We start from the raw sequence: 19,633 nt of genomic DNA, 5'->3' as shown, positions 1-19,633 counted from the left end.
GCCCTTTTGTGGCTTTCGCACACTATTGGACCGACCGGAACTGCATGATCGACGAGCCGGTGGGTGCGCCGGCGGAGCGAGGTAGGTTCGAGGCAGGCCAGCGCGGTGGAGGGGTGCGGTATGGCGACGGTGGGGCTGATCGGCAGCGGGCACATCGGCGGGACGGTGGCGCGGTTGGCGGTGGACGCCGGGTACGACGTGGTGCTGAGCAACTCACGTGGGCCGGCGACCCTGGCCGACCTGGTCGACGAGCTGGGACCACGGGCGAGCGCCGGCACCGTCGAGGCGGCGGCCCACGCCGGTGATCTGGCGGTGGTCACCATTCCGCTCAAGTCGTACCGGTCCGTGCCGGCCGAGCCGCTGACCGGCAAGGTGGTCATCGACACCAACAACTACTACCCACAGCGGGACGGTCAGATCCCCGAGTTGGACGAGGGCACGGTCACCAGCAGCGAGCTGCTGCAACGTCACCTGCCGCAGTCCCGCGTGGTGAAGGCGTTCAACAACATCTTCTTCAAGCACCTGCTCACCCTGGCCCGGCCCGGCGGCGCCGCCGACCGTACCGCGCTGCCGATCGCCGGTGACGACCCCGAGGCCAAGGCCACCGTGACCGACTTCCTGGACCGGATCGGGTACGACGCGGTAGACGTCGGTGCGCTCGCCGAAGGCTGGCGCTTCCAGCCGGACACCCCGGCCTACGGAGTGATCTACTCCGCTGATCCTTCGGACGCGGCGCGGGAAGCCCCGGCCGGCACGGGCATCCTGCGCTCCGCCCTCGCTGCCGCCGGCTGACCGGCCGCACTCCGACACCCGACGCCAGCCCCGTGGATACGCCCAAGCTCACCTCGACTCAACGCGGCTCGCCACTGCCGGCGCCCGCCCGATCCTCGGCTCAGCGCGGCTCGTCACTGCCGGCGCGTCGGGCCTGCCACTCAGGGGCCAACACCGACCAGACCTCCAGGTCGATACGCCCCTGCGGACCCGGTAACGCGTCCCGCAGCACACCGTCGCGGCGCATGCCCAGCCGGCGGGCCACCGCGATGCTACGCACGTTGCCGGCGTTGGTGCGCCACTCGACGCGGTGCAGCCCGCGCTCGACGAGCACCCAGTCGATGAGCCGTTCGACCGCCCGGGTCACCAGCCCCCGTCCCTCGGCGGCCGGTTCCAGCCAGCAGCCCGCCTCGCACACCCCGGACGCCGCATCGAGCGACACCAGCAGCACCCCGCCGACCAGGGTGCCGCCCGACCAGATCCCCCAGATGCCCCCGTCGTCGCGGGCCCACCGGTCGGCGTAACGCTGGAGCACGTGTCGCGCCCGGTCGAGGTCGGGGGCCACGAAGGACGGCGACACCCACGGCGCGATGTGCTCCCGGGCCCGATCCAGATTGCCCAGGAACTCCTCGGCGTGCCACGGATTCAGCGGCCGCAGCTCGGCTCCCGCACCCAACGCCAGGGCGAACATCAGCGCCCACCTCGCCGCATCCCGGCCATCGACGTGGGACGGAAGCCCAGCTCCCGGTAGAGCGGCTCGCCCTCCGGACTGGCCTTCAGGTCCACCGTGCGCACGCCGCGCTCGGTGAACCAGTCGAGCACCGCGCCCAGGCAGGCCCGCGAGAAACCCCGACGACGGTACGCCGGGTCGGTCGCCACGTTGAAGACGTACCCGCACCGGCCACTCGGATCCGCCGGCCCGCCGAGCCGCAGGTCGACCACCCCGACCGCACAGGCGGCAAGCGTCCCCGGTCGGCCCGGCGCATCCACCACGTAGGCGGCGAGGTCGGCCTCCGGATCCGGCAGCTGCCGCCGGAGCGTACGCAGGGCGGTGTGCTGCCATTCGCCGGGCTCCGGTGGCACGCCATCCATCGCGGCCAACATGACCGCCCGCAACCGGACCAGTTCCCGGGCGTCGTCCACACTCGCCCGCCGCACTCCACTCACCGGCAGAGATTAGCCGCCCTCGCGTCTCGGCACCGACCGGCGCCTCCCCGGCCGCCCACCACCGGCCGAGGCTCGGCACGCCCGCGGGACCGTTGCGGAACCGGCAGCGATCGGGTCGGCACGACGGCGAGTGCCGCGGGTTCCGGCCGGGGCAGGGTCAGATCGGGCGGCGGCCGGCGAAGCCGCAGTCGGCGCGGTGGTACCAGCGCACGTCGGTGTCCCCTTCCAGCCAGCACCAGAGCACCTGTCGCCCCTCGCGCTCACCCGGGAAGTCGAGCAGCACCGGTGCCACGCTCTTGACCTCGATGCCGTGCTGCTGGATCTCGTCGAGGACCGCGTACAGCCGGGCCTCCAGGCCCTTGACCTCGGCCCGACCACCGAGCGCGCTGAGCCCGTGGCCGGCCAGGTCGGCCTGCAACTCGGCCAGGTCGGCCCGGACCCGGATCAGTTCCTCGATCCGGGGATGCAGGGTGGCCACCAGGTGCCGAGCCTGAGCGAGAGTGAACACCGCGCCAGTATGCGCCACCCCGATCACCGCACCGACCCCCCACCACACTTCGGTACGCCGAAAGCGTCCCACTCCCGTTGATCATGAGGTTAGCGGCACTTCAAAGATCGACTACTGCCGCTAACCTCATGATCAACGGGGATGAACGGGGGGTGGGGAGGGAGGGGTTACTCGGCTTGGGTGGCTAGTTCTCGGGCGCGGTCGCGGGCGGCTTCTAGGGCGGCCAGCAGGGCGGCGCGGACGCCGTGGTTCTCCAACTCGCGGATGGCGGAGATGGTGGTGCCGGCGGGTGAGGTGACCGCCTCGCGCAGCTTGACCGGGTGCTCGCCGGAGTCGCGCAGCATCACCGCGGACCCGATCGCCGTCTGCACGATCAGGTCGTGCGCCACCTGGCGGGGCAGGCCGAGCAGGATGCCGGCGTCGGTCATCGCCTCGACCAGCAGGTAGAAGTAGGCCGGACCGGAACCGGACAGGGCGGTCACCGCGTCCTGCTGGGTCTCGGGTACCCGGATGGTGGCGCCCAGCGGCTTGAACATCTCCTCGGCGAGCGCCAGGTGCTCACCGGTGGCGTGCGCGCCGGCCGAGATCGCGGTCATCGCCTGGTCCACCAGCGCCGGGGTGTTGGTCATCACCCGCACCACCGGGGTGCCCTCGGGCAGCCGGCGGCTGAAGAAGCTGCTCGGCAGGCCGGCGCAGAGCGAGACCAGCAGCTTGCCGGGCGGCACCTTGGGGCCGATCTCGTCCAGCAGCGCGGCGGCGTCCTGCGGCTTCACCGCGACGGCCAGCACCTCGGCCTCGTCCACGGCGGTGAGGTTGTCCACCACCCGTACGCCGTAGCGGGCGGCCAGTTCCTCGGCACGGGCCGGGCGGCGGGCGGTGGCCAGCAGCCGGTCCGCCGGCCAGCCGGACCGCAGCAGCCCGGAGAGCACCAGCTCACCGATCTTGCCGGCGCCGATCACCGCGACGGTGTGCACCTCGGCTGACACCTGGCGTATCCCCTTCGTGGGCCGGCGTCGCGGCGGACCCGAGGCCCGACCGCGACGCCGGATGGACGATCAGCTACCGAAGAAGACCTCGGCCTCGGCGTACCGCTCCAGCGGCACGGTCTTCAACTCGGCGGTGGCGTCGGCGAGCGGGACGCGGACGATGTTCGTGCTCTGCATCGCGACCATCTTGCCCCAGTCGCCCTCGTGGGCGGCGTCGATGGCCTGCAGGCCCAGCCGGGTGGCGAGCACCCGGTCGAACGCGGTGGGGGTGCCGCCGCGCTGGATGTGGCCGAGCACGACGGTGCGGGCCTCCTTGCCGGTCTTGGCTTCCAGCTGCTCGGCCAGCCACTGGCCGATGCCACCGAGCCGGACGTGCCCGAACGCGTCCAGCTCCTGGTTCTGCAGGACCATCTGGCCCTCCAACGGCTGGGCACCCTCGGCGACCACGACGATCGGGGCGTACTGGTGCTGGAAGCGCTTCTCGACGTAGCCGGCGACCTGCTCGACGTCGAAGTTCCGCTCGGGAAGCAGGATCACGTTGGCACCGCCGGCCAGACCGGCGTGCAGGGCGATCCAACCGGCGTGCCGGCCCATCACCTCGACCACCAGGGTGCGGTGGTGGCTCTCGGCGGTGGTGTGCAGCCGGTCGATCGCCTCCATGGCGATGTTGACGGCCGTGTCGAACCCGAACGTGTAGTCGGTCGCGCCGAGGTCGTTGTCGATGGTCTTCGGCACGCCGATGACGTTGACGCCCAGCTCGTGGAGCTTGGTGGCGACGCCGAGGGTGTCCTCACCGCCGATGGCGATGAGCGCGTCGACGCCCTGCGCGGCCAGGTTGTCCTTGATCCGCTCGACGCCGTTCTCGATCTTGAAGGGGTTGGTCCGGGAGGAGCCGAGGATCGTGCCGCCACGGGGCAGGATGCCGCGGACCTCCGCGATGCCGAGCGGACGGGACAAGCCCTCCAGCGGGCCCTTCCAACCGTCCTGGAAACCCACGAACTCGTGGCCGTAGCTGGCGACGCCCTTACGGACCACCGCCCGGATGACCGCGTTGAGACCCGGGCAGTCGCCGCCGCCGGTGAGCACGCCGATACGCATGATCTGCTCATCCTCCTGGGGAGCATCTGGTCAAGCCCGATCAAGCCCCAGGATATGTGTCAGCGCGGACCTCGGCACCGTTGCCGGCCCGGGGCGGGCCGTCCCTACGAACTGTAGTCGCCGCCCGGTACGACGCACACCGCGCCCCACTACCGGTCAGTAGCCGTCCTCCCGGCGATCGGCCGGGGATCCACCGGTGGGCGCGGCGCACACCGGGCCGATCAGCTCGACCTGCTCACCGCTGGCGTCCCAGCACCGTGCGGCCGTCGGGTGCACGCCGACCAGCGTGAGACCGGCGGTGGCCGGACCGTCCGGAAACCAGGCGGCCAGCCCGGGATGCCACAGTCGTTCGGCGCGGGCCTGGTCGTGGTCGTCCCGGGCACTGCCGGTGATCGAGGCCCAGACCTGCGCCCGCGGGTCGTACAGGCCCAGCTCGACCTCCGGGTTCACCCGCACCTGGCGGACGGTCGCCGAGTCGGCGTACGCGAAGAACCACAACTGCCCGTCGAACTCCGCCCGTTGCAGCACCATCGGCCGGCCCAGCAGCCGACCGTCGAGGGAGATCGTGGTCATGACGCAGATCCGCGCGGCCCGGATCAGCTCGGTGATCCGGGCCCGGGCCCGCCGGCCGCCGATCACCCCGCCGCTCACGTCGGTACTCCCCTGCGCCTGCCCACGCCGGCAACTCCCTCGCCTCGGACCCCTTCGGCGAACCCGGTGCCCGGGACGGCTCCGGTCAAACCACCGAATCGCCGGATCTCACGAACCGGTCATCGCCCGCCACCGGGCCAGGTTGTGCCGGGCGTCGACCAGCGCGTCGTGTCGGGCCGCTGCGGCGTTCGGCAGCGGGGGCCGCCCCCGGTCGTCCCACAGCTGCCGCAACTCCTTGGTGTACCGGGGGATCTCCCGGGGCAGCGCCGGCATCGCGCCCCACAACTGCGCCAACGCCACGTGGTCGTACGCCGCGTACCAGGCCCACAGCTCCACCTCCTCGCCGGGCCGGTCCCGGATCGGCTCGACCAGGAACTCGTACAGGTCGTCGCGGATGCGTTCGCGGGACCGCCACGCCCGGTCGGCCGGGGAGGGCAGCTTGTCCAGGACGTTGCGACGCACCCAGGGCACCGCACGGGACGCGTCGAACTCGGTGGAGACCGCGTAGAACTCGCGGCCGTGCTCGTCGACGACGCCGATCGAGACCAGTTCGACGGTCCGGCCGTCCTCGATGAACTCGCAGTCGTAGAAGTAGCGGTAGGCCATCGCCACCATCCTCGCCGACGGTCACCGCGGCCCGTCCATCGGGTCGGCGACACCGGGAGCGCTTCCATGGCCCCGCACCGAGGTCACGCCCAGCTCGAACCGGTCACGGAAGTGATTTGAGGGGTGTACAGCACGCGACCGGACCGTCATGATCTGATGTGTTACCGCTGCCGGACGCCGAACGGGTGTCGGATCACCTCGTCAGGGCCTTCAGGCTCACCCGGTGAGCGAGTTGGGGTCCTTGACCGGGGAGGGGTGGGGCCGTGGAGATGCGCCTGCCGGAGCCGGGCGACGCGCTCACCGGCGTTGACATGTTCGCCGGACTCGAGCCGGAGGTACGCCAGCGGGTGGTCGCCGCGGCGGTGCCCCGCACCTACCGCAAGGGGCAGCTGCTGTTCGTGGAGAACGACCCGGGCGAGTCGCTGATCATCCTGCGGCGGGGCGCGGTGGCCGTGTTCCGGACCGCGCCCACCGGCGAGCGGGCGATCCTGACCGTGATGCGACCACCGGACGTGCTGGGCGAGGTCTCCCTGCTGGACGCCTCGACCCGCTCGACCTCGGCCGAGGCGATCGAGGACACCGCCGCGCTGGCGTTGTCCCGCCCGGCCTTCATGGAGCTGGTGCACTCGAACGCGCGCATCCTCGACGCGGTGATGCGGTCCCTCGGTGCGTTGATCCGCCGGTTGACCGAGCAGAACGCCGACCACGTCTTCCTCGATCTGCCCGGCCGGGTGGCCAAGACGCTGGTCCGGCTCGCCGGCGAGAGCCAGGCCCCGATGATCACCATCGAGCTGAACCAGAGCCAGCTCGCCGAGATGGCCGGCGGGTCCCGGCAGAGCGTCAACCAGGCGATCGGGTCGTTCGCCAGCCGGGGTTGGCTGCGCACCGAGGGCCGGCGGATCGTGGTCACCGACGTGCCCGCGCTGCGCCGCCGCGCCGGCATGAACGAGCGTTGAGCGGCCCCGCACCGAACGCGGCGGCGAAGACCGAGGCGGGGCCGGGACGATTGTCCCGGCCCCGCCCACGCGCGTTCGGTCAGGGCTTGGTGCTGCCCGGTCCGACCCAGTCCGTCCCACCCGGTCCGACCCAGTCCGTACCGTCCTTGCCACCGCCGGGCACCTCGCCGACGATCCCCTGGGCCTGGAGCTGCGCGAGGGTGGCGGCGTCCACGTCCACCGAGTCTCCGGCGGAGTGGGCGACCCCGTTTCCGTCGGTCCAGTCACTCTTCAGCATCACGTACACCATGGAGCTGTCCCCCTGATCAGCGGTCAACGAATCGGCTGCCTGAATCTAGCCGTTCCGAAGCGTGGTGAACTGCCCGGCTGAGTGTCCACAAGCCAACAGCCCGGTACCCGACAGTGCGTCCGACAGCGATACTCGATGCTGCGCCCCGGGGGGTCGGGGGCCTGCCACTGGAGGGTGTCATCGCCGCGCAGTGTGACCGCTGTGGACGTACCGCCGCCGAGGGCGACCGCTTCTGCGGTGGCTGCGGCGCGGAACTCGGTGCCGTCTGCCCGCACTGCCTGCGCCCGCTCGCGCCGGACGTGGCCTTCTGCACCTCCTGCGGCGCGCCCCGGGCCGGCACCGACCGACCGGGCGCCCTGAACCAGGAGGATCGCCGCCGGGTCAGCGTGCTCTTCGTCGACCTCATCGACTTCACCCCGTACGTCGAGCGGGCCGACCCGGAGCTGGTCCGGGGCATGCAGACCGGCTTCTTCTCGGCGGCCCGCCGGGTGGTCGGCCAGTACGGCGGGGTGGTGGAGAAGTACATCGGCGACGCGGTGATGGCGCTGTTCGGTGCGCCGGTGGCCACCGAGACCGACGCGTTGCGGTGTGTGCGGGCCGGGTTGGAGTTGCAGCGGGTGCTGACCCGGTTCACCCCGACCGGCACCGACGGGTTGCGCTTCCGGGTCGGGGTGGCGACCGGTGAGGCGCTCGTCGACGTGGCCGCCGCCCGCGACGGTGGGCAGGCGATCGTCGCCGGCGACGTGGTCAACACCGCCTCCCGGTTGCAGTCGGCGGCGCCGTCGGGCGGGGTGCTTGTCGACGGCGCCACGCACGCGCTGACCCGGGACACCATCCGGTACGACGAGCAACCCCCGGTCACCCTGCGCGGTCGGTCGGCACCGACCGAGGTGTGGCTGGCCCGGTCCGCGGTACGTCAGCAGCCCACCGATCGGGAACCGGACACCACTCCCCTGATCGACCGGGAACACGAGCTGGGCATGCTGGTCAACGCCCTGCACCGCAGCCTGCGCGACCGCCGACCCCAGGTGGTGACCGTCTTCGGCCGGGCCGGCATCGGCAAGAGCCGGCTGGTCCGCGAGTTGCACCGGCACACCGGCCGGCTGGTGGACGAGCCGCTGACCTGGCGGATCGGCAGGTGTCCACCGTTCGGCGAGAACGTCACGTTCGCCGCGCTCGCCGACATCGTCAAGGCCGAGGCGGGCATCCTCGACACCGATCCGGCGGCCAGCGCCGCGCAACGGCTGGCCGCCGCCGTCGGCGAGCTGGTCGGTGTCGCCGAGCGGGGCCGGGTGGCCGACGCGCTGCGTCCGCTGGTCGGGCTGGCCGGTAACCCGCTGCCGGCGGAGGAGGCGGAGTCGGCGTGGCGGCGGTTCCTGCTGGCCCTGGCGGCCCGTCGCCCCACCGTGCTGGTCTTCGAGGATCTGCACTGGGCCGACGATCCGATGCTGCGCTTCGTGGAGTTGCTGGGCGCGGCGGCGCGGGACGTACCGCTGCTGCTGCTGTGCACCGCCCGCCCGGAACTCGTCGACCGGGATCCGAGCTGGGCGGGGACCATCACCGGTTCGGTCACCATCGCCCTGCCGCCGTTGCGGGACACCGGCATCGCCGCGTTGTACGCGCACATGTTCGGCCAGGCCGCGTTCTCCGCCGACCTGCTCACCCCGCTGGTGGAGGTGGCCGGCGGCAATCCGCTCTACGCCCACGAGTACGTCCGGATGCTGATCGAGCAGGGGGCGCTGCGACAGTCCGGCCGTGGCTGGTCGCTGGAGAAGCACCTGGACCTGCCGATGCCGGAGAGCGTGCACGCGGTCATCGCCAACCGGGTCGACCTGCTCGACGCCAAGGACCGGGCGGTGCTGCTGGCCGCCGCCGTGGTCGGGGTGCAGTTCTGGCCGGGCGCGGTGGCCGCCGCCGTCGGCCAGCCGGTCGAGTCCGTCGAGCGTGCCCTGCGTCGGCTGGAACAGCGGGACTTCGTCCACGAGCAGACCACCTCCACGATGGCCGGCCAGCCGGAGTACCGCTTCCGACACGTCCTGGTCCGGGACGTGTGCTACCAGCGGCTGCCCCGGACCGAGCGGGTGGCCCGGCACGATCGCACCGCCGACTGGTTGGACACCCTGTCGCAGAGTCGGGACACCGACCTGGCCGAGGTGCTGGCGCACCACCGCTGGGCGGCGCACGAGATCGCCCGCTCGCTGGGCATGGAGACCAACCGCTACGCCGCGCCGGCCCGGGCCGCACTGCACCGGGCGGCCCGCCGGGCGTACGCGCTGCACGGGCTGGACGCCGCCGCCGGCCACGCGGCCCGGGCGCTCGGCCTGGCCGACGACTCGGATCCGGTGGGCCGGCTCCAGTTGGAGCTGTTGAGCACTGAGATCTCGTTCCACCGCGACGGCAACGCCTTCCTCTCCGGCGGTGGACCGGAGCAGGTGCAGGCGCTCGCCGAGCGGCTGCTCGCGTACGGCGACGAGGCGTGCGCGGCGCGGGCCTGGACGCTGCTCGGCCAGGCGGCGTGGCTGCGCGCCGACCGACCGGCGGCACTGGCCTGTCTGGACCGGGCGGTACGGCTGTTCGACCCGCTGCCGGACAGCGCGCAGAAGGCCGACGCCTTCGCCGAGCTGGGGCGGCTGCACATGCTCAACTACGAGCGTGATCCGGCCGTCGCGGCGGCCGACACGGCAGCGGAGATCGGCGAGCGGCTCGGGCTGACCGAGATCCGCACCAACGCCCGGATCACCGCGGCCACCGCCCGGTACCAGGCCGGCGACCGGGCCGGGCTCGACGAGTTGTACGCGATCGTGGAGTCCAGCCGGACCGGTCAGCTGCTCGCGTTGCCCCGGGCCACCCAGAATCTCGCCTACGCCGTCTGCGAGGAGGGCGACTGGGTACGCTCCGACGCGCTGCTGGCCGCCGCCCCGGCCCGCACCGCCAGCGGGCAGACCCTGACCACCAGCTACTCGAGCGAGGCGACGCGGGCCTGGTTCGAGGGGGACTTCGACCGGCTGCTCACCGCCGCCGACGCCTGCATGAACACCCCGACCGGCAGCTGGGACATGCAGGTACGCGGCCTGCGGTCGTGCCTGCTGGTGCTGCGCGGCCAGCCGGTGCCGCCGGGCCCGCCCGCCGACGGGGCGCCGGACGGGGCGCCGCCGCGCGACGACGTGGCCGCCGCGTTGGACACCGCGCGGCGCAGCGGCTTCCACCGGCTGCACTGGACGATGCTCGCGATGGGCGCGTTGTGCCGGGCGGTGCAGGGTCGCCTCGACGAGGCCGCCGCGCTCGTCGACGAGCTGGCCGAGTCGTGGACGGCGGTGCCGGCGCTGGCCAGTGGCGAGTGGATCGCGGCGGCCGGCTGGGCGGCCAGCCTCGCCGGACGCAAGCCCGCGGCCCGGGTACGCGCCATGCTCGACCGGGTCGGCCACCGTACGCCCTGGTCGGAGGCGGCACTGCGGACCGTGACCGGCGCGCTGGCCGGGTTCGACGACAACCACCGGCACGCCGCCGAGCTGCACCTCGCCGCCGCCGAGATCTACGCCGGCATTCCCGACGTCACCGACCGGATGCTGGCGCTGACCTTCGCGGTACGTGAACTGGCGGCCACCGACGACCACGCGACGGCCGGCGCGCCCCTGACCGAGTTGCGCGCCTTCGCGCACCGCAACGCCGCGCCGGGCCTGCTGGCCCTGGCCTATCCACCCACCGGCACCGCCCGGACGCTCGCCTCCTGACCGACGCGCGGGCCGCGCCGCACACCCGCGCGGGGCGGGCGGCTCAGGCCGCGACCGGAGTGGCCGGCGCGGTCGTCGGGGTGGGCTGGGTCTTGAGCTGCTGGGCGTAGACGTCGACGTACTCCCGGCCGGAGAGCTCCATCAACTCGTACATGATCTCGTCGGTGACCGCCCGCTCGACGAACCGGTCACCGGCCAGCCCGGCGTACCGGGAGAAGTCCAGCGGCGGTCCGAAGCGGATCCGTACCCGGGCCAGGTTCGGGATGAGCTGGCCCGGCGGCTGGATCTCGTCCAGGTTGAGCATCGCCACCGGCACCACCGGCGCACCGCTCTCCAGCGCCAGGCGGGCCACCCCGGTCTTGCCCCGGTAGAGCCGACCGTCGGGCGAACGGGTGCCTTCCGGGTAGATGCCGGCGACGCCACCGGAGCGCAGCACCGTCAGCTGGGTGTCCAGCGCGGCACGGGCGGCCCGGCCACCGGAGCGGTCCACCGGGATGGTGCCGGTGCCGGTGAAGAACATCTTGGTCAACCAGCCCTTGACTCCCTTGCCGGTGAAGTACTCCGCCTTGGCCACGAAGGTGACCTTCCGGGGCACGATCAGCGGCGTGAAGATCGAGTCGGAGAAGGAGAGATGGTTGCTGGCCAGGATGACCGGACCGGTCGCCGGCACGTGGTGCAGACCCTCCACCCGCGGCCGGAAGATGAGCCGCAGCAGCGGGCCGAGCAGCACGTACTTCAGCAGCCAGTAGAGCACCGGCGTCCTTTCGGCAGGTGTTGGTCACCGCGGACCGCGCCGGACCGGGTGATCGTGGCACGAGCCTACGAACCGCCGGCCGGCCGCGGCAACGGACGCTCGGCCCGAAACCGCCCGTCACGTTCGGTGTCGGACCGACCTCCTGGCCGGCGTTCGGCCGTACGCCGCGCCACAAGGCACTCCCGGAACCCACCCTCGACGTGTCACGATTCAGGGCACGGGGCGTGCGGGGGCGCGCCGAGGGGCCGCGGGGCGCGCCGGTGGCGCGATGAGGAGGATGGTCGGTGTCAGCGGGTGGGGCCCGCCGGGGACGGCGGGACAACGGTCTCGACGCGAGCGAGTACGCCATCGCCGGTGATGTCGATCCACGCGTCGGCGAGCACCTGCTCGACGTGCTGGCCGCCGGCGGGATCGCCGCCTACCTGCAACCGTCGGCCGACCTGAACCCGGTCACCCGCACCACCACCGTGCCGTCCCGGCCGGTCGACCGGCTCTACGTGGACCGCTCGCACCTGAGCACCGCCCGGGACTACCTCAGTCAGCTCGCCGACGAGACCGGCGACGCCCGGGTCGGCGGCGAGCCGGACATCGACGCCGAGTGGGAACGGATCGTCGCCGGCTTCCACACCCCGCCGGACACCGGCGACCACCCGTGGCCCGCCGCCGAGAACGTGGACGACCCGGCCGGGCGGGGTGGCACGGCCACCGCCACCCGACCGGGCACCGACGAGCCCGGCCCGACCGCCACCGACGTGCGCCGGCTGCCGTGGGCCGCCGACATCTCCGGCGTGTCGGTCGGGCGTGGGCCCCGCGACGGTGAGGGCCCGTCGCTGCTGGACGGCCTGGACACCTTCGGCTCGGAGCTGCCCGACGACCCGGACGACGACGAGCGTTACGTACCGCCGCCGCCACCGCCGCTTCCCCGCGTGTCGAAGTTCGCGCTGGCCGGCATCCTCGCCGTGCTGCTCGGCTTCGTGCTGTTCCTCTTCCCCGATCTGCTCCCCGCCGACCAGGGCATCGTCACGCTGCTGGGTTTCACCGGCATCCTCGCCGGCTTCGTCACGCTGGTGTGGCGGCTGCGGCCCGGCGACGCCGACGACCGCGACCCGGACGACGGCGCCGTGGTCTGAGTCGGCGCGCAGGGTAGCCGTCCGGATACCGGGACGGCGACGGCCCGTGCCGAGGCGCGTAACAGTGGTGTAACTTACTGTCAGTAGGAATACCGCAGTACGTCACGTCACCCGCCGACTGCCCGGTTGTTCCTCCCTCGTGGCGGTCACTCCCCTGCTGATCGGAATGCCCGAGATGCGACAGAGTTCCCTCGTGGTGGTGGCCAACCGCCTACCCATCGACGACAGCGTGGCACCCGACGGTGCCTGCGAGTGGCGGCGCAGCCCCGGTGGGCTGGTCAGCGCGCTGCACCCGCTGCTCCGCCACACCCCCGCGACCTGGGTCGGCTGGGCCGGCGGCACCGGTCCCGCGCCCGACCTGCCCGACATCGACGGGGTGCGGATGCACTCCGTGCCGCTCAGCGGCGACGACCTGCGCGACCACTACGAGGGTTTCGCCAACGCGACCCTCTGGCCGATCTACCACGACGCGGTCGAGCAGCCGCAACACCACCGGCGCTGGTGGGACGCCTACCTTCGGGTCAACCAGCGGTTCGCCGAGGCCACCGCGCAGGTCGCCGAGCCCGGCGCGGTGGTCTGGGTGCAGGACTACCACCTGCAACTGGTGCCGGGGCTGCTCCGCACGCTGCGACCCGACCTGCGCATCGGCTTCTTCCTGCACGTGCCCTTTCCGCCGCCGGAGCTGTTCATGCAGCTGCCCCGCCGGGCCGAACTGCTGCGCGGGATGCTCGGCGCCGACCTGGTCGGCTTCCAGCGCGCCCAGGCGGCGCACAACTTCGCCCAGCTGGTGACGAAGGTGCTGGGGTTGCCGGCCACCGACCGACGGATCGGGATCGACGACCGGGTGGTGCGCATCGGCGCGTTCCCGGTGTCGATCGACACCGTCGAGATGGCCGCGCTGGCCGACCGCCCGGACGTGGCCGACCGGGCTCGCCGACTGCGCCACGACCTGGGCAGCCCCGACCAGGTGATCCTCAGCGTCGACCGGATGGACTACACCAAGGGCATCGAGCAGCGACTCAAGGCGTACAGCGAGCTGCTGGCCGGCGGGCACGTCAAGGTCCGCGACACGGTGCTGGTGCAGGTGGCGGTGCCCAGCCGGGAGCGGGTCAGCCAGTACCAGATCCTGCGGGACCGGGTGGAGCGGGAGGTCGGCCGGATCAACGGGGAGTTCGGCCGGGTCGGTGAGCCCGCCATCCACTACCTCACCCAGCCGTTCGACCGTGCCGAGCTGGCCGCGCTCTACCGGGTCGCCGATGTGATGGCGGTGACCCCGCTGCGCGACGGCATGAACCTGGTCGCCAAGGAGTACGTCGCCGCCCGGGTCGACGACACCGGCGCGCTGCTGCTCAGCGAGTTCGCCGGGGCCGCCGCCGAGCTGCCGCAGGCGTACCTGGTCAACCCGCACGACCTGGAGGGGCTCAAGCAGGGACTGCTCGCGGCGGTGCGGGCCGACCCCGCCGACGTACGGGAACGGATGCGCTCCATGCGCGCGTACCTGCACGAGCACGACATCCGGGCCTGGGCCCGCTCCTACCTGTCCACTCTGGATCAGAGCGGTTCGATGCTCGCCCACCTCGGCGGCGGCTGAGACCGGCCGTCGGGCCACGCCCGCGGCGACCTCAGCCGAGGTCGTCGCGGCCCGGCTCCTTGATCAGCCAGTCGAGGATCGCGTCGATGGGCTCCCGCCACCGGGCGTCGAGCATCAGGTCGTGCCCCATGCCGGGAAAGAGCAGCGGAGCCGAACCGTACCGCCGCGCGGCACGGGTCAGCGCCGCGGACGGCACCACCCGGTCGTCCGGGCTACCCAGCACCAGCACCGGCGGATCGCCCACCGCCGGCTCCGGATCGGCGCCGGCCAACAGCTGCCACTGGGCCCGCCGGGCCGCCCGCCCCAGCCGCGCGGCGTGCCGCCGAGCGTCGGCCTCGGGCAGTTCCGCGCTGAACAGCTGCCTGCGGTTGAGCCGCAATCCGGCGCCGAAGACCGCCGGCAGGGTGCCGAACGGGTTGCGGCGCAACGCGGTACCGAGCGTCGCCCAACCGCCGAAGACCGGCGCCACCAGCACCGCCGCCTTCGCCGGGTAGCGGGCCAAGGCGTGCGCGACCACCAGGGCCCCGGCGCCGTGTCCCACCAGCACTGCCCGCCGCGGCAGGCTGGCCGCCACCTGGACCACGTCGTGGGCGTACGCCCGCAGGGTCGCCTCCGGCGCCGGGGCGCTGCCGCCGTGCCCGCGTAGGCTCATCGCGTAGGCGCTGAAGCCACGGGCGGCGACATGTCCGAGCCAGTTCTCCGCGTACGCCCAGGCACCATGGCCGAAGCCCGGCACGAACAGCAGCGGCGGTCGCCCCTCCTCCAACTCCGGGACGGCGCTGAGCACCTCACGCCGGACCGGGCGCACCGGCCGCGCCCACTCCCAGCCGCGCATCACCCGCTCGGTCACTTGCTCTCCAGCTCGCGTAGGGCGCGCTCCAGCGCGCGCAGGTAGTCGGCGTGCCCGACCTCGAACCAGTGCCGGGTGGAGTCCTTCACCTGTCCCGAGTAGCGTTCACCGGCCCCGGCGCGTACCCGGGCGGCGAAGGCGGCGGCCCGCTCCGGACGGCTGACGCGTGCCCGCAGCAACCGGGCGAAGAGCACGGCCTGCCAGTGGGCCAGCGGGAAGATGCCGGAGTCCGGTTGGACCAGCCCGGTCACCGCGAGCGTGGGATGGTCCGGTACGAGGGCGTTGAGCCACAGTCGGGGCCGGCCCACCCCCTCGTCGTCACCGAGCAGCTTGCCGTCGAGGAACTCGAAGCGGGGCAGGTAACCGGTGGCGAAGACGACAAGTTCCGGATCGAGCTGCCGGCCGTCGGTCAGTTCCACCGAGTGCGGGTGGAAGCGCGCGACGTCCGGTACCGGGGTGATCGCGCCGTGGCCCACGTGGTAGACGAGCAGGCTGTTGGCGATCGGGTGTGTCTCGTACACCCGGTGGTCCGGCTTCGGCAGGCCGAAGCGGGTCAGGTCACCGACGGTCAGTCGCAGCGTCCGGTGATAGAGCCACTGCCGGACCCGCAGCGGTACCCGCAGCGCCAGCAGCAGGTCGTTGACCTGGTCGGCCGGGCGACCGAAGACGTACTTCGGCGCGTACCAGTAGCCGCGACGGGTGGAGTGCCAACACCGCGACGCCTGCTGGGCGGCCTCCACGGCGATGTCGCAGCCGGTGTTGCCGGCACCCACCACCAGCACCCGCTTGCCCCGCAGCTGCGCCGAGTCCTTGTACGACGAGGCGTGCATGACCTCGCCACGGAACTGCTCGAGCCCCTCGTAGCGGGGCAGCTTCGGTGACCAGTTGTGCCCGTTGGCGATCACCACGGCGCCGTACCGGGAGGTGCGCTCGGGACCGTAACCGCCGGTGCTGCGGGTGGTGACGTCCCACCGGTCGTCGCCGACCGGCTCGACCCGCACCACCTCGGTGCCGAACCAGATGTGCCGACGCAGGTCGAAGTGGTCGGCGTAGCGCTCGAAGTAGGACAGCAACTGACCGTGGTGCGGGTAGTCCGGCCAGTCGTCGGGCATCGGGAAGTCGGGGAACTGGGTGAACGGCCGCGACGAGATCAGGTGGGTGCTGGCGTACACCGGGCTGCGGTCGTGCCGCCAGTTCCAGGCGCCGCCGACGCCGGTCTCCCGTTCGTAGCAGTCGACCCCGAAGCCGTGCTCGGCGAGGTTCTTCACGGCGGTCAGGCCGCTGGCACCGGCACCGATGACGCAGACGGTGTCGCCCCGGTCGGAGACGGGGCGGCCGTCGGGGCCGCGGGCGAGCGTGGTCGTCTCCGGATCTGGCCGGCCGGGCTCGGTGGAGGTGGGCACCGGGGGTCTCCTTCGTCTCGGCACGAGTGCCGGGTCGCGCGAAATCCTCTCCACAACGGAGCGGGATGTCCAGCCCGGCGAGCGGCCGATGTCAGGCGGTGGTGGGCAGCAGCAGGTCGACCAGGACCGGGAAGTGGTCACTGGCCCGCCGGGCCAGCGGCGTGTCCACCACGTCGTAGTCGACCACGGTGATCCGCGCGTCGACGAACATCGCGTCGATGCGCCGGCGCGGATCCGCGCACGAGTAGGTCAGCCGGTCGGCCCGGTCGGCCGCCACCGCCGCGTCGGTCAGCCCGTCGGCGACGGTGCGCCACGCCGGCCCGCCCGGCTCCTCGTTGAGGTCGGCGGCGGCGATCACCGGATGAGGCGCGGCGGCCAGGTCCCGCTTGAACAGCTCGGCCTGGCCGGGACGCTCCACCGGGTCGGTGGACAGGTGTGACCCGGCCACCGTGAACCGGGCCGAGGTGCCCACCCGACAGTCGGCGTACGCGGCGCCGCGCAGGTGCCGGCCGGGGGTGAGCGGGAAGCGCCGGCAGCGGGTGCCGGTCACGCGTACCCGGAGGCTGGTCAACAGCAGGTTGCCCAGCGACGGTAAACCGCCGGCGGCGACCACCAGACCGAACGACTCGGCCAACGCGGCCGACTTCTCCCGCCACCGGAACCGGCGCGGTCCCTCCTGGACGATGACCACGTCCGGTGCCGCCTGGCGCACCACCGCGGCCAGCGCGGCGGTGTCGTCGCGCTGGCCGTGGACGTTGTACGACAGCACGCGCAGCGGCACCCCGTGCTCGGCCACCGGGTGCGGTGTCGAGGACACCGTCAGATCCGCCGGGCCAGGTCGGCGGCGCCGATGACGCCGGCGGAGTTGCCGAGCTCGGCCGGCCGGATCTCGGCCACCGGCAGCCGGCTGCGTTGCGCCAGCGCGTCGGTGAACGAGCGGCGGGTGGGGCCCATCAACAGGTCACCGGCGTCGATGACGCCACCGCCGACGACCAGGATCTGCGGGTCGAGAATCTGCGCCATGTCCGCCAGGCTGGTGCCGAGCCAGCGGCCGACCTGCGCGAACGCCTCGGCCGAGACGGGGTCGCCGCCCTTGGCGGCGGCGGTGACCATCGGGCCGGTGATCGCCTCGGCCTCCCCGTCCGCCAACTCCAGCAGGGCGGCGGCCCGGTGCGGCTCCTGCCGGGCGGCGGCCCGGGCGAACCGGACCAGGGCGCTGCCGCTGGCGTACTGCTCGATGCAGCCGAGCCGGCCGCACCCGCACTGGTGGCCGTCGGGGACGGTGAGCATGTGGCCGAGTTCGGCGGCGATGCCGTGGGCGCCGCGGACCAGCTCGCCGCCGAGCACGATGCCGCCGCCGACGCCGGTGCCGATGGTGAACATGACCATCGAGTCGTCGGCGTGGCGGGCGGCGCCGTAGCGGAACTCCGCCCAGGCCGCCACGTTGCCGTCGTTCTCGACGATGACCGGCAGCCCGACCGCCGCGCTCACGTACGCCCGCAGCGGCTCGTCGCGCCAGGCCAGGTTCGGGGCGAAGAGCACGGTGGAACGGCTGGCGTCGATCCAACCGGCCGCGCCGATGCCGACCGCCTGGATGTCGTGGCCGGCGGCCAGTTCGGCGACCAGCTCGATGATGACGTCGCGGGTCTTGCCGACGTCGTCGGCGGGGGTGTCCCGTCGGGTCTGCACGAGGACCGTGCCGGTGTCGTCGACGACACCGCCGGCCACCTTGGTGCCACCGACGTCGACTCCGATGGTCAGCGTCACCGCCGCCACTCCCCTCTGCTGTGCCACCCGCGCACACCTGCCCTCGCCGGTGGTGCGGGTCGTCCTGGTCAGGCCCCGTCGCCTGGTGCGTCCTGCCGCCCGCCGGGCACGGTACGTCCGTCCGGTGCGGGCTCGTCACCCGGCGCGGGCTCGCCGTCGGGTACCCGGGAGGCGGGCACCACGCGACGCTCGGTCGACGCCCGACGTCCGGCCGGTGCGACCGGCCCGGCGGCGTCGACGGGCGCGGCGGTCGGGACGGCGACGTCCTCCACCCGGGTCGCGGCGGACCAGACGTCCCGCTCCGGTGCCGGCTGAGAATCATGCCCGGTCCGGGTGGCCTCGCGCCACACGTGGTCGCCGTACGGGTCGGCGGAGGCGGTGGCGGTGGCCTCGGCGGCGGAGCCGGACGCCGGCTCGGCGGTCGGACCGGCCGAGCCGAAGGCGCGCAGGAAACTGGCCAGGCCAGCGGCCAGGTCCCCGGCACCGGTGGCCAGTCGTTCGGCGAATTCGGGGCTCGGGTCGCGCAACGCGGCGATGCCCCGACATACCGGGCAGACGCAGCATTCGGCCGCGCCGGTGGCGAAACCACCCCCGGTGCCACCGGGGGCGGTCCCCGGGGCGTCGTTGTGACCGAGGACACCGGTCACGATCCCGCCGAGCGGGCCCAGCGGCACCGCCGCCGGGTTGGCGGCGGCCATCCGCACGGTGGCCAGCAGAGTGGCGACCAGCCGCTCCGCCTCTTCCCGGGCCGTGCCCGGATCTGTCGCACCCATGCTGGGCTCCTCTACCGCGGCGGCCGGGTCGCCGGACGCGTCACTGCGCCGCACCGGATGCTTCTACCCGGCGCTTGAGCTGCTTCAACGCCGCATCCATGATCATTTTCTCGGCCTTGCGGCGGAACATGCCGAGCATCCCGACCGCGAGCTCCACCTCCAGGGTGTAGGTCACGGTGGTACTCCCGTCGGCGTTGGCCTCCAGGTCGTACGCGCCCCGCTGCGCCTTCTGCATCTTCGACGGGGCCACCAGGTGCCACTCGACGCGGGACAGGTCCTCGGCGTAGGCGTACGCCAGCACGTACTCGTCGGCCATCACCGTCGCGTCGAGGACGAAACGGACCTGGCTGGCGTAACCGTCCTCGTACTCCTCGATCACCTCCGCCTCCCGGACCGCGTCGGTCCACTCCGGGTAGCTCGGGAAGTCACAGATGACCGCGGCCACCCGGTCCGGTGACGCGCCGATGATGATCGACTGGGTGGAGGAGTCCGCCATGGTGGGAGGCTACCGTCCGGCGACCGCCCGCGTGCCGCGCCGCCCACCTGCGATGTGCTCCCGGCCGACCGGGCGGGTAGGTTTCGACGAGGCCACCCGCGCAGGT

At 72.9% G+C, this 19,633-nt stretch carries 20 protein-coding genes; 5 read left to right on the top strand and 15 right to left on the bottom strand.

Annotation, left to right across the window (positions count from 1 at the left end):
* Positions 1–120: 120 nt before the first annotated feature.
* Positions 121–792, top strand: a complete 672-nt coding sequence (locus V5O40_RS13630) for an NADPH-dependent F420 reductase (RefSeq protein ID WP_332905759.1) — start codon at positions 121–123, stop codon at positions 790–792.
* Between the two features lie 100 nt (positions 793–892).
* Here the strand turns inward: V5O40_RS13630 and V5O40_RS13625 are convergent, their stop codons facing one another.
* From V5O40_RS13625 to V5O40_RS13595, 7 genes are all read right to left on the bottom strand, one after another.
* On the bottom strand, positions 893–1,462 hold the full coding sequence (locus V5O40_RS13625; protein WP_332905758.1) for a GNAT family N-acetyltransferase: 570 nt from the start codon (positions 1,460–1,462) through the stop codon (positions 893–895).
* Entirely contained in the window at positions 1,462–1,938 is a 477-nt protein-coding gene (locus V5O40_RS13620; protein WP_332905757.1) for a GNAT family N-acetyltransferase, read from the bottom strand. Before V5O40_RS13620 ends, V5O40_RS13625 begins: the two co-directional genes overlap by 1 nt.
* Before the next feature lie 157 nt (positions 1,939–2,095).
* Positions 2,096–2,446, bottom strand: a complete 351-nt coding sequence (locus tag V5O40_RS13615; RefSeq protein ID WP_164449354.1) for a DUF2203 domain-containing protein — start codon at positions 2,444–2,446, stop codon at positions 2,096–2,098.
* A 167-nt stretch (positions 2,447–2,613) separates the two neighbouring features.
* A complete protein-coding gene (proC, locus tag V5O40_RS13610) occupies positions 2,614–3,432 on the bottom strand; it encodes a pyrroline-5-carboxylate reductase (protein WP_332905756.1) in 819 nt (272 codons plus the stop codon).
* Positions 3,433–3,501: 69 nt separating this feature from the next.
* Positions 3,502–4,530 (bottom strand): 6-phosphofructokinase, encoded by a 1,029-nt coding sequence (locus V5O40_RS13605; RefSeq protein ID WP_093401195.1) that lies wholly within the window; start codon positions 4,528–4,530, stop codon positions 3,502–3,504.
* A gap of 156 nt (positions 4,531–4,686) precedes the next feature.
* The gene (locus V5O40_RS13600) at positions 4,687–5,181 is read right to left on the bottom strand and encodes a pyridoxamine 5'-phosphate oxidase family protein (protein WP_332905755.1); all 495 of its coding nucleotides are present in this window, start codon (positions 5,179–5,181) and stop codon (positions 4,687–4,689) included.
* 108 nt (positions 5,182–5,289) lie between these two features.
* The gene (locus V5O40_RS13595) at positions 5,290–5,787 is read right to left on the bottom strand and encodes a polyadenylate-specific 3'-exoribonuclease AS (protein WP_164449223.1); all 498 of its coding nucleotides are present in this window, start codon (positions 5,785–5,787) and stop codon (positions 5,290–5,292) included.
* 263 nt (positions 5,788–6,050) lie between these two features.
* Here V5O40_RS13595 and V5O40_RS13590 point away from each other — a divergent pair, with 263 nt between their 5' ends.
* Positions 6,051–6,743 carry a Crp/Fnr family transcriptional regulator gene (locus V5O40_RS13590; protein WP_164449224.1) on the top strand — a complete coding sequence of 231 codons (693 nt, stop codon included), beginning with the start codon at positions 6,051–6,053 and terminating at the stop codon, positions 6,741–6,743.
* 79 nt (positions 6,744–6,822) lie between these two features.
* On the opposite strand, the gene V5O40_RS13585 is transcribed toward V5O40_RS13590, so the two are convergent.
* Entirely contained in the window at positions 6,823–7,032 is a 210-nt protein-coding gene (locus V5O40_RS13585) for a hypothetical protein (RefSeq protein ID WP_210830200.1), read from the bottom strand.
* Positions 7,033–7,145: 113 nt separating this feature from the next.
* On the opposite strand from V5O40_RS13585, the gene V5O40_RS13580 reads away from it, so the two are divergent.
* On the top strand, positions 7,146–10,763 hold the full coding sequence (locus V5O40_RS13580) for an ATP-binding protein (protein ID WP_332905754.1): 3,618 nt from the start codon (positions 7,146–7,148) through the stop codon (positions 10,761–10,763).
* Positions 10,764–10,806: 43 nt separating this feature from the next.
* On the opposite strand, the gene V5O40_RS13575 is transcribed toward V5O40_RS13580, so the two are convergent.
* Positions 10,807–11,517 (bottom strand): lysophospholipid acyltransferase family protein, encoded by a 711-nt coding sequence (locus tag V5O40_RS13575; RefSeq protein WP_332905753.1) that lies wholly within the window; start codon positions 11,515–11,517, stop codon positions 10,807–10,809.
* A gap of 284 nt (positions 11,518–11,801) precedes the next feature.
* Here V5O40_RS13575 and V5O40_RS13570 point away from each other — a divergent pair, with 284 nt between their 5' ends.
* Together V5O40_RS13570 and V5O40_RS13565 are read left to right on the top strand one after the other, a co-directional pair.
* Positions 11,802–12,647, top strand: coding sequence for a DUF308 domain-containing protein (locus V5O40_RS13570; protein WP_332905752.1), 846 nt, complete (start codon positions 11,802–11,804; stop codon positions 12,645–12,647).
* Between the two features lie 175 nt (positions 12,648–12,822).
* A complete protein-coding gene (locus V5O40_RS13565; protein ID WP_332905751.1) occupies positions 12,823–14,238 on the top strand; it encodes an alpha,alpha-trehalose-phosphate synthase (UDP-forming) in 1,416 nt (471 codons plus the stop codon).
* 31 nt (positions 14,239–14,269) lie between these two features.
* Here V5O40_RS13565 and V5O40_RS13560 read toward each other — a convergent pair whose 3' ends face one another.
* The 6 genes from V5O40_RS13560 to V5O40_RS13535 form a co-directional block, all read right to left on the bottom strand.
* On the bottom strand, positions 14,270–15,073 hold the full coding sequence (locus V5O40_RS13560) for an alpha/beta hydrolase (protein WP_408631873.1): 804 nt from the start codon (positions 15,071–15,073) through the stop codon (positions 14,270–14,272).
* A gap of 11 nt (positions 15,074–15,084) precedes the next feature.
* Positions 15,085–16,491 carry a flavin-containing monooxygenase gene (locus V5O40_RS13555; RefSeq protein WP_332905749.1) on the bottom strand — a complete coding sequence of 469 codons (1,407 nt, stop codon included), beginning with the start codon at positions 16,489–16,491 and terminating at the stop codon, positions 15,085–15,087.
* Between the two features lie 91 nt (positions 16,492–16,582).
* Entirely contained in the window at positions 16,583–17,308 is a 726-nt protein-coding gene (locus tag V5O40_RS13550) for an endonuclease/exonuclease/phosphatase family protein (protein ID WP_408631872.1), read from the bottom strand.
* Positions 17,309–17,310: 2 nt separating this feature from the next.
* On the bottom strand, positions 17,311–18,258 hold the full coding sequence (locus V5O40_RS13545; protein WP_332905777.1) for an ROK family glucokinase: 948 nt from the start codon (positions 18,256–18,258) through the stop codon (positions 17,311–17,313).
* A gap of 68 nt (positions 18,259–18,326) precedes the next feature.
* Entirely contained in the window at positions 18,327–19,031 is a 705-nt protein-coding gene (locus V5O40_RS13540; RefSeq protein WP_332905748.1) for a hypothetical protein, read from the bottom strand.
* A 40-nt stretch (positions 19,032–19,071) separates the two neighbouring features.
* Positions 19,072–19,527 (bottom strand): SRPBCC family protein, encoded by a 456-nt coding sequence (locus V5O40_RS13535; protein ID WP_332905747.1) that lies wholly within the window; start codon positions 19,525–19,527, stop codon positions 19,072–19,074.
* Positions 19,528–19,633: the final 106 nt, after the last annotated feature.

Origin of the sequence: Micromonospora palythoicola (assembly GCF_036689795.1) — a bacterium.
Classification (GTDB): domain Bacteria; phylum Actinomycetota; class Actinomycetes; order Mycobacteriales; family Micromonosporaceae; genus Micromonospora; species Micromonospora palythoicola.
This window is presented reverse-complemented; position numbering and strand designations above follow the sequence as displayed.

What these genes read in the sequence shown, in the direction of transcription:
- V5O40_RS13535 (WP_332905747.1), bottom strand. Translation starts at nt 19,527, where the DNA reads ATGGCGGACTCCTCCACCCAGTCGATCATCATCGGCGCGTCACCGGAC.
- V5O40_RS13540 (WP_332905748.1), bottom strand. Translation starts at nt 19,031, where the DNA reads ATGGGTGCGACAGATCCGGGCACGGCCCGGGAAGAGGCGGAGCGGCTG.
- V5O40_RS13565 (WP_332905751.1), top strand. Translation starts at nt 12,823, where the DNA reads ATGCGACAGAGTTCCCTCGTGGTGGTGGCCAACCGCCTACCCATCGAC.
- V5O40_RS13560 (WP_408631873.1), bottom strand. Translation starts at nt 15,073, where the DNA reads ATGCGCGGCTGGGAGTGGGCGCGGCCGGTGCGCCCGGTCCGGCGTGAG.
- V5O40_RS13585 (WP_210830200.1), bottom strand. Translation starts at nt 7,032, where the DNA reads ATGGTGTACGTGATGCTGAAGAGTGACTGGACCGACGGAAACGGGGTC.
- V5O40_RS13630 (WP_332905759.1), top strand. Translation starts at nt 121, where the DNA reads ATGGCGACGGTGGGGCTGATCGGCAGCGGGCACATCGGCGGGACGGTG.
- V5O40_RS13625 (WP_332905758.1), bottom strand. Translation starts at nt 1,462, where the DNA reads ATGTTCGCCCTGGCGTTGGGTGCGGGAGCCGAGCTGCGGCCGCTGAAT.
- V5O40_RS13595 (WP_164449223.1), bottom strand. Translation starts at nt 5,787, where the DNA reads ATGGCCTACCGCTACTTCTACGACTGCGAGTTCATCGAGGACGGCCGG.
- V5O40_RS13605 (WP_093401195.1), bottom strand. Translation starts at nt 4,530, where the DNA reads ATGCGTATCGGCGTGCTCACCGGCGGCGGCGACTGCCCGGGTCTCAAC.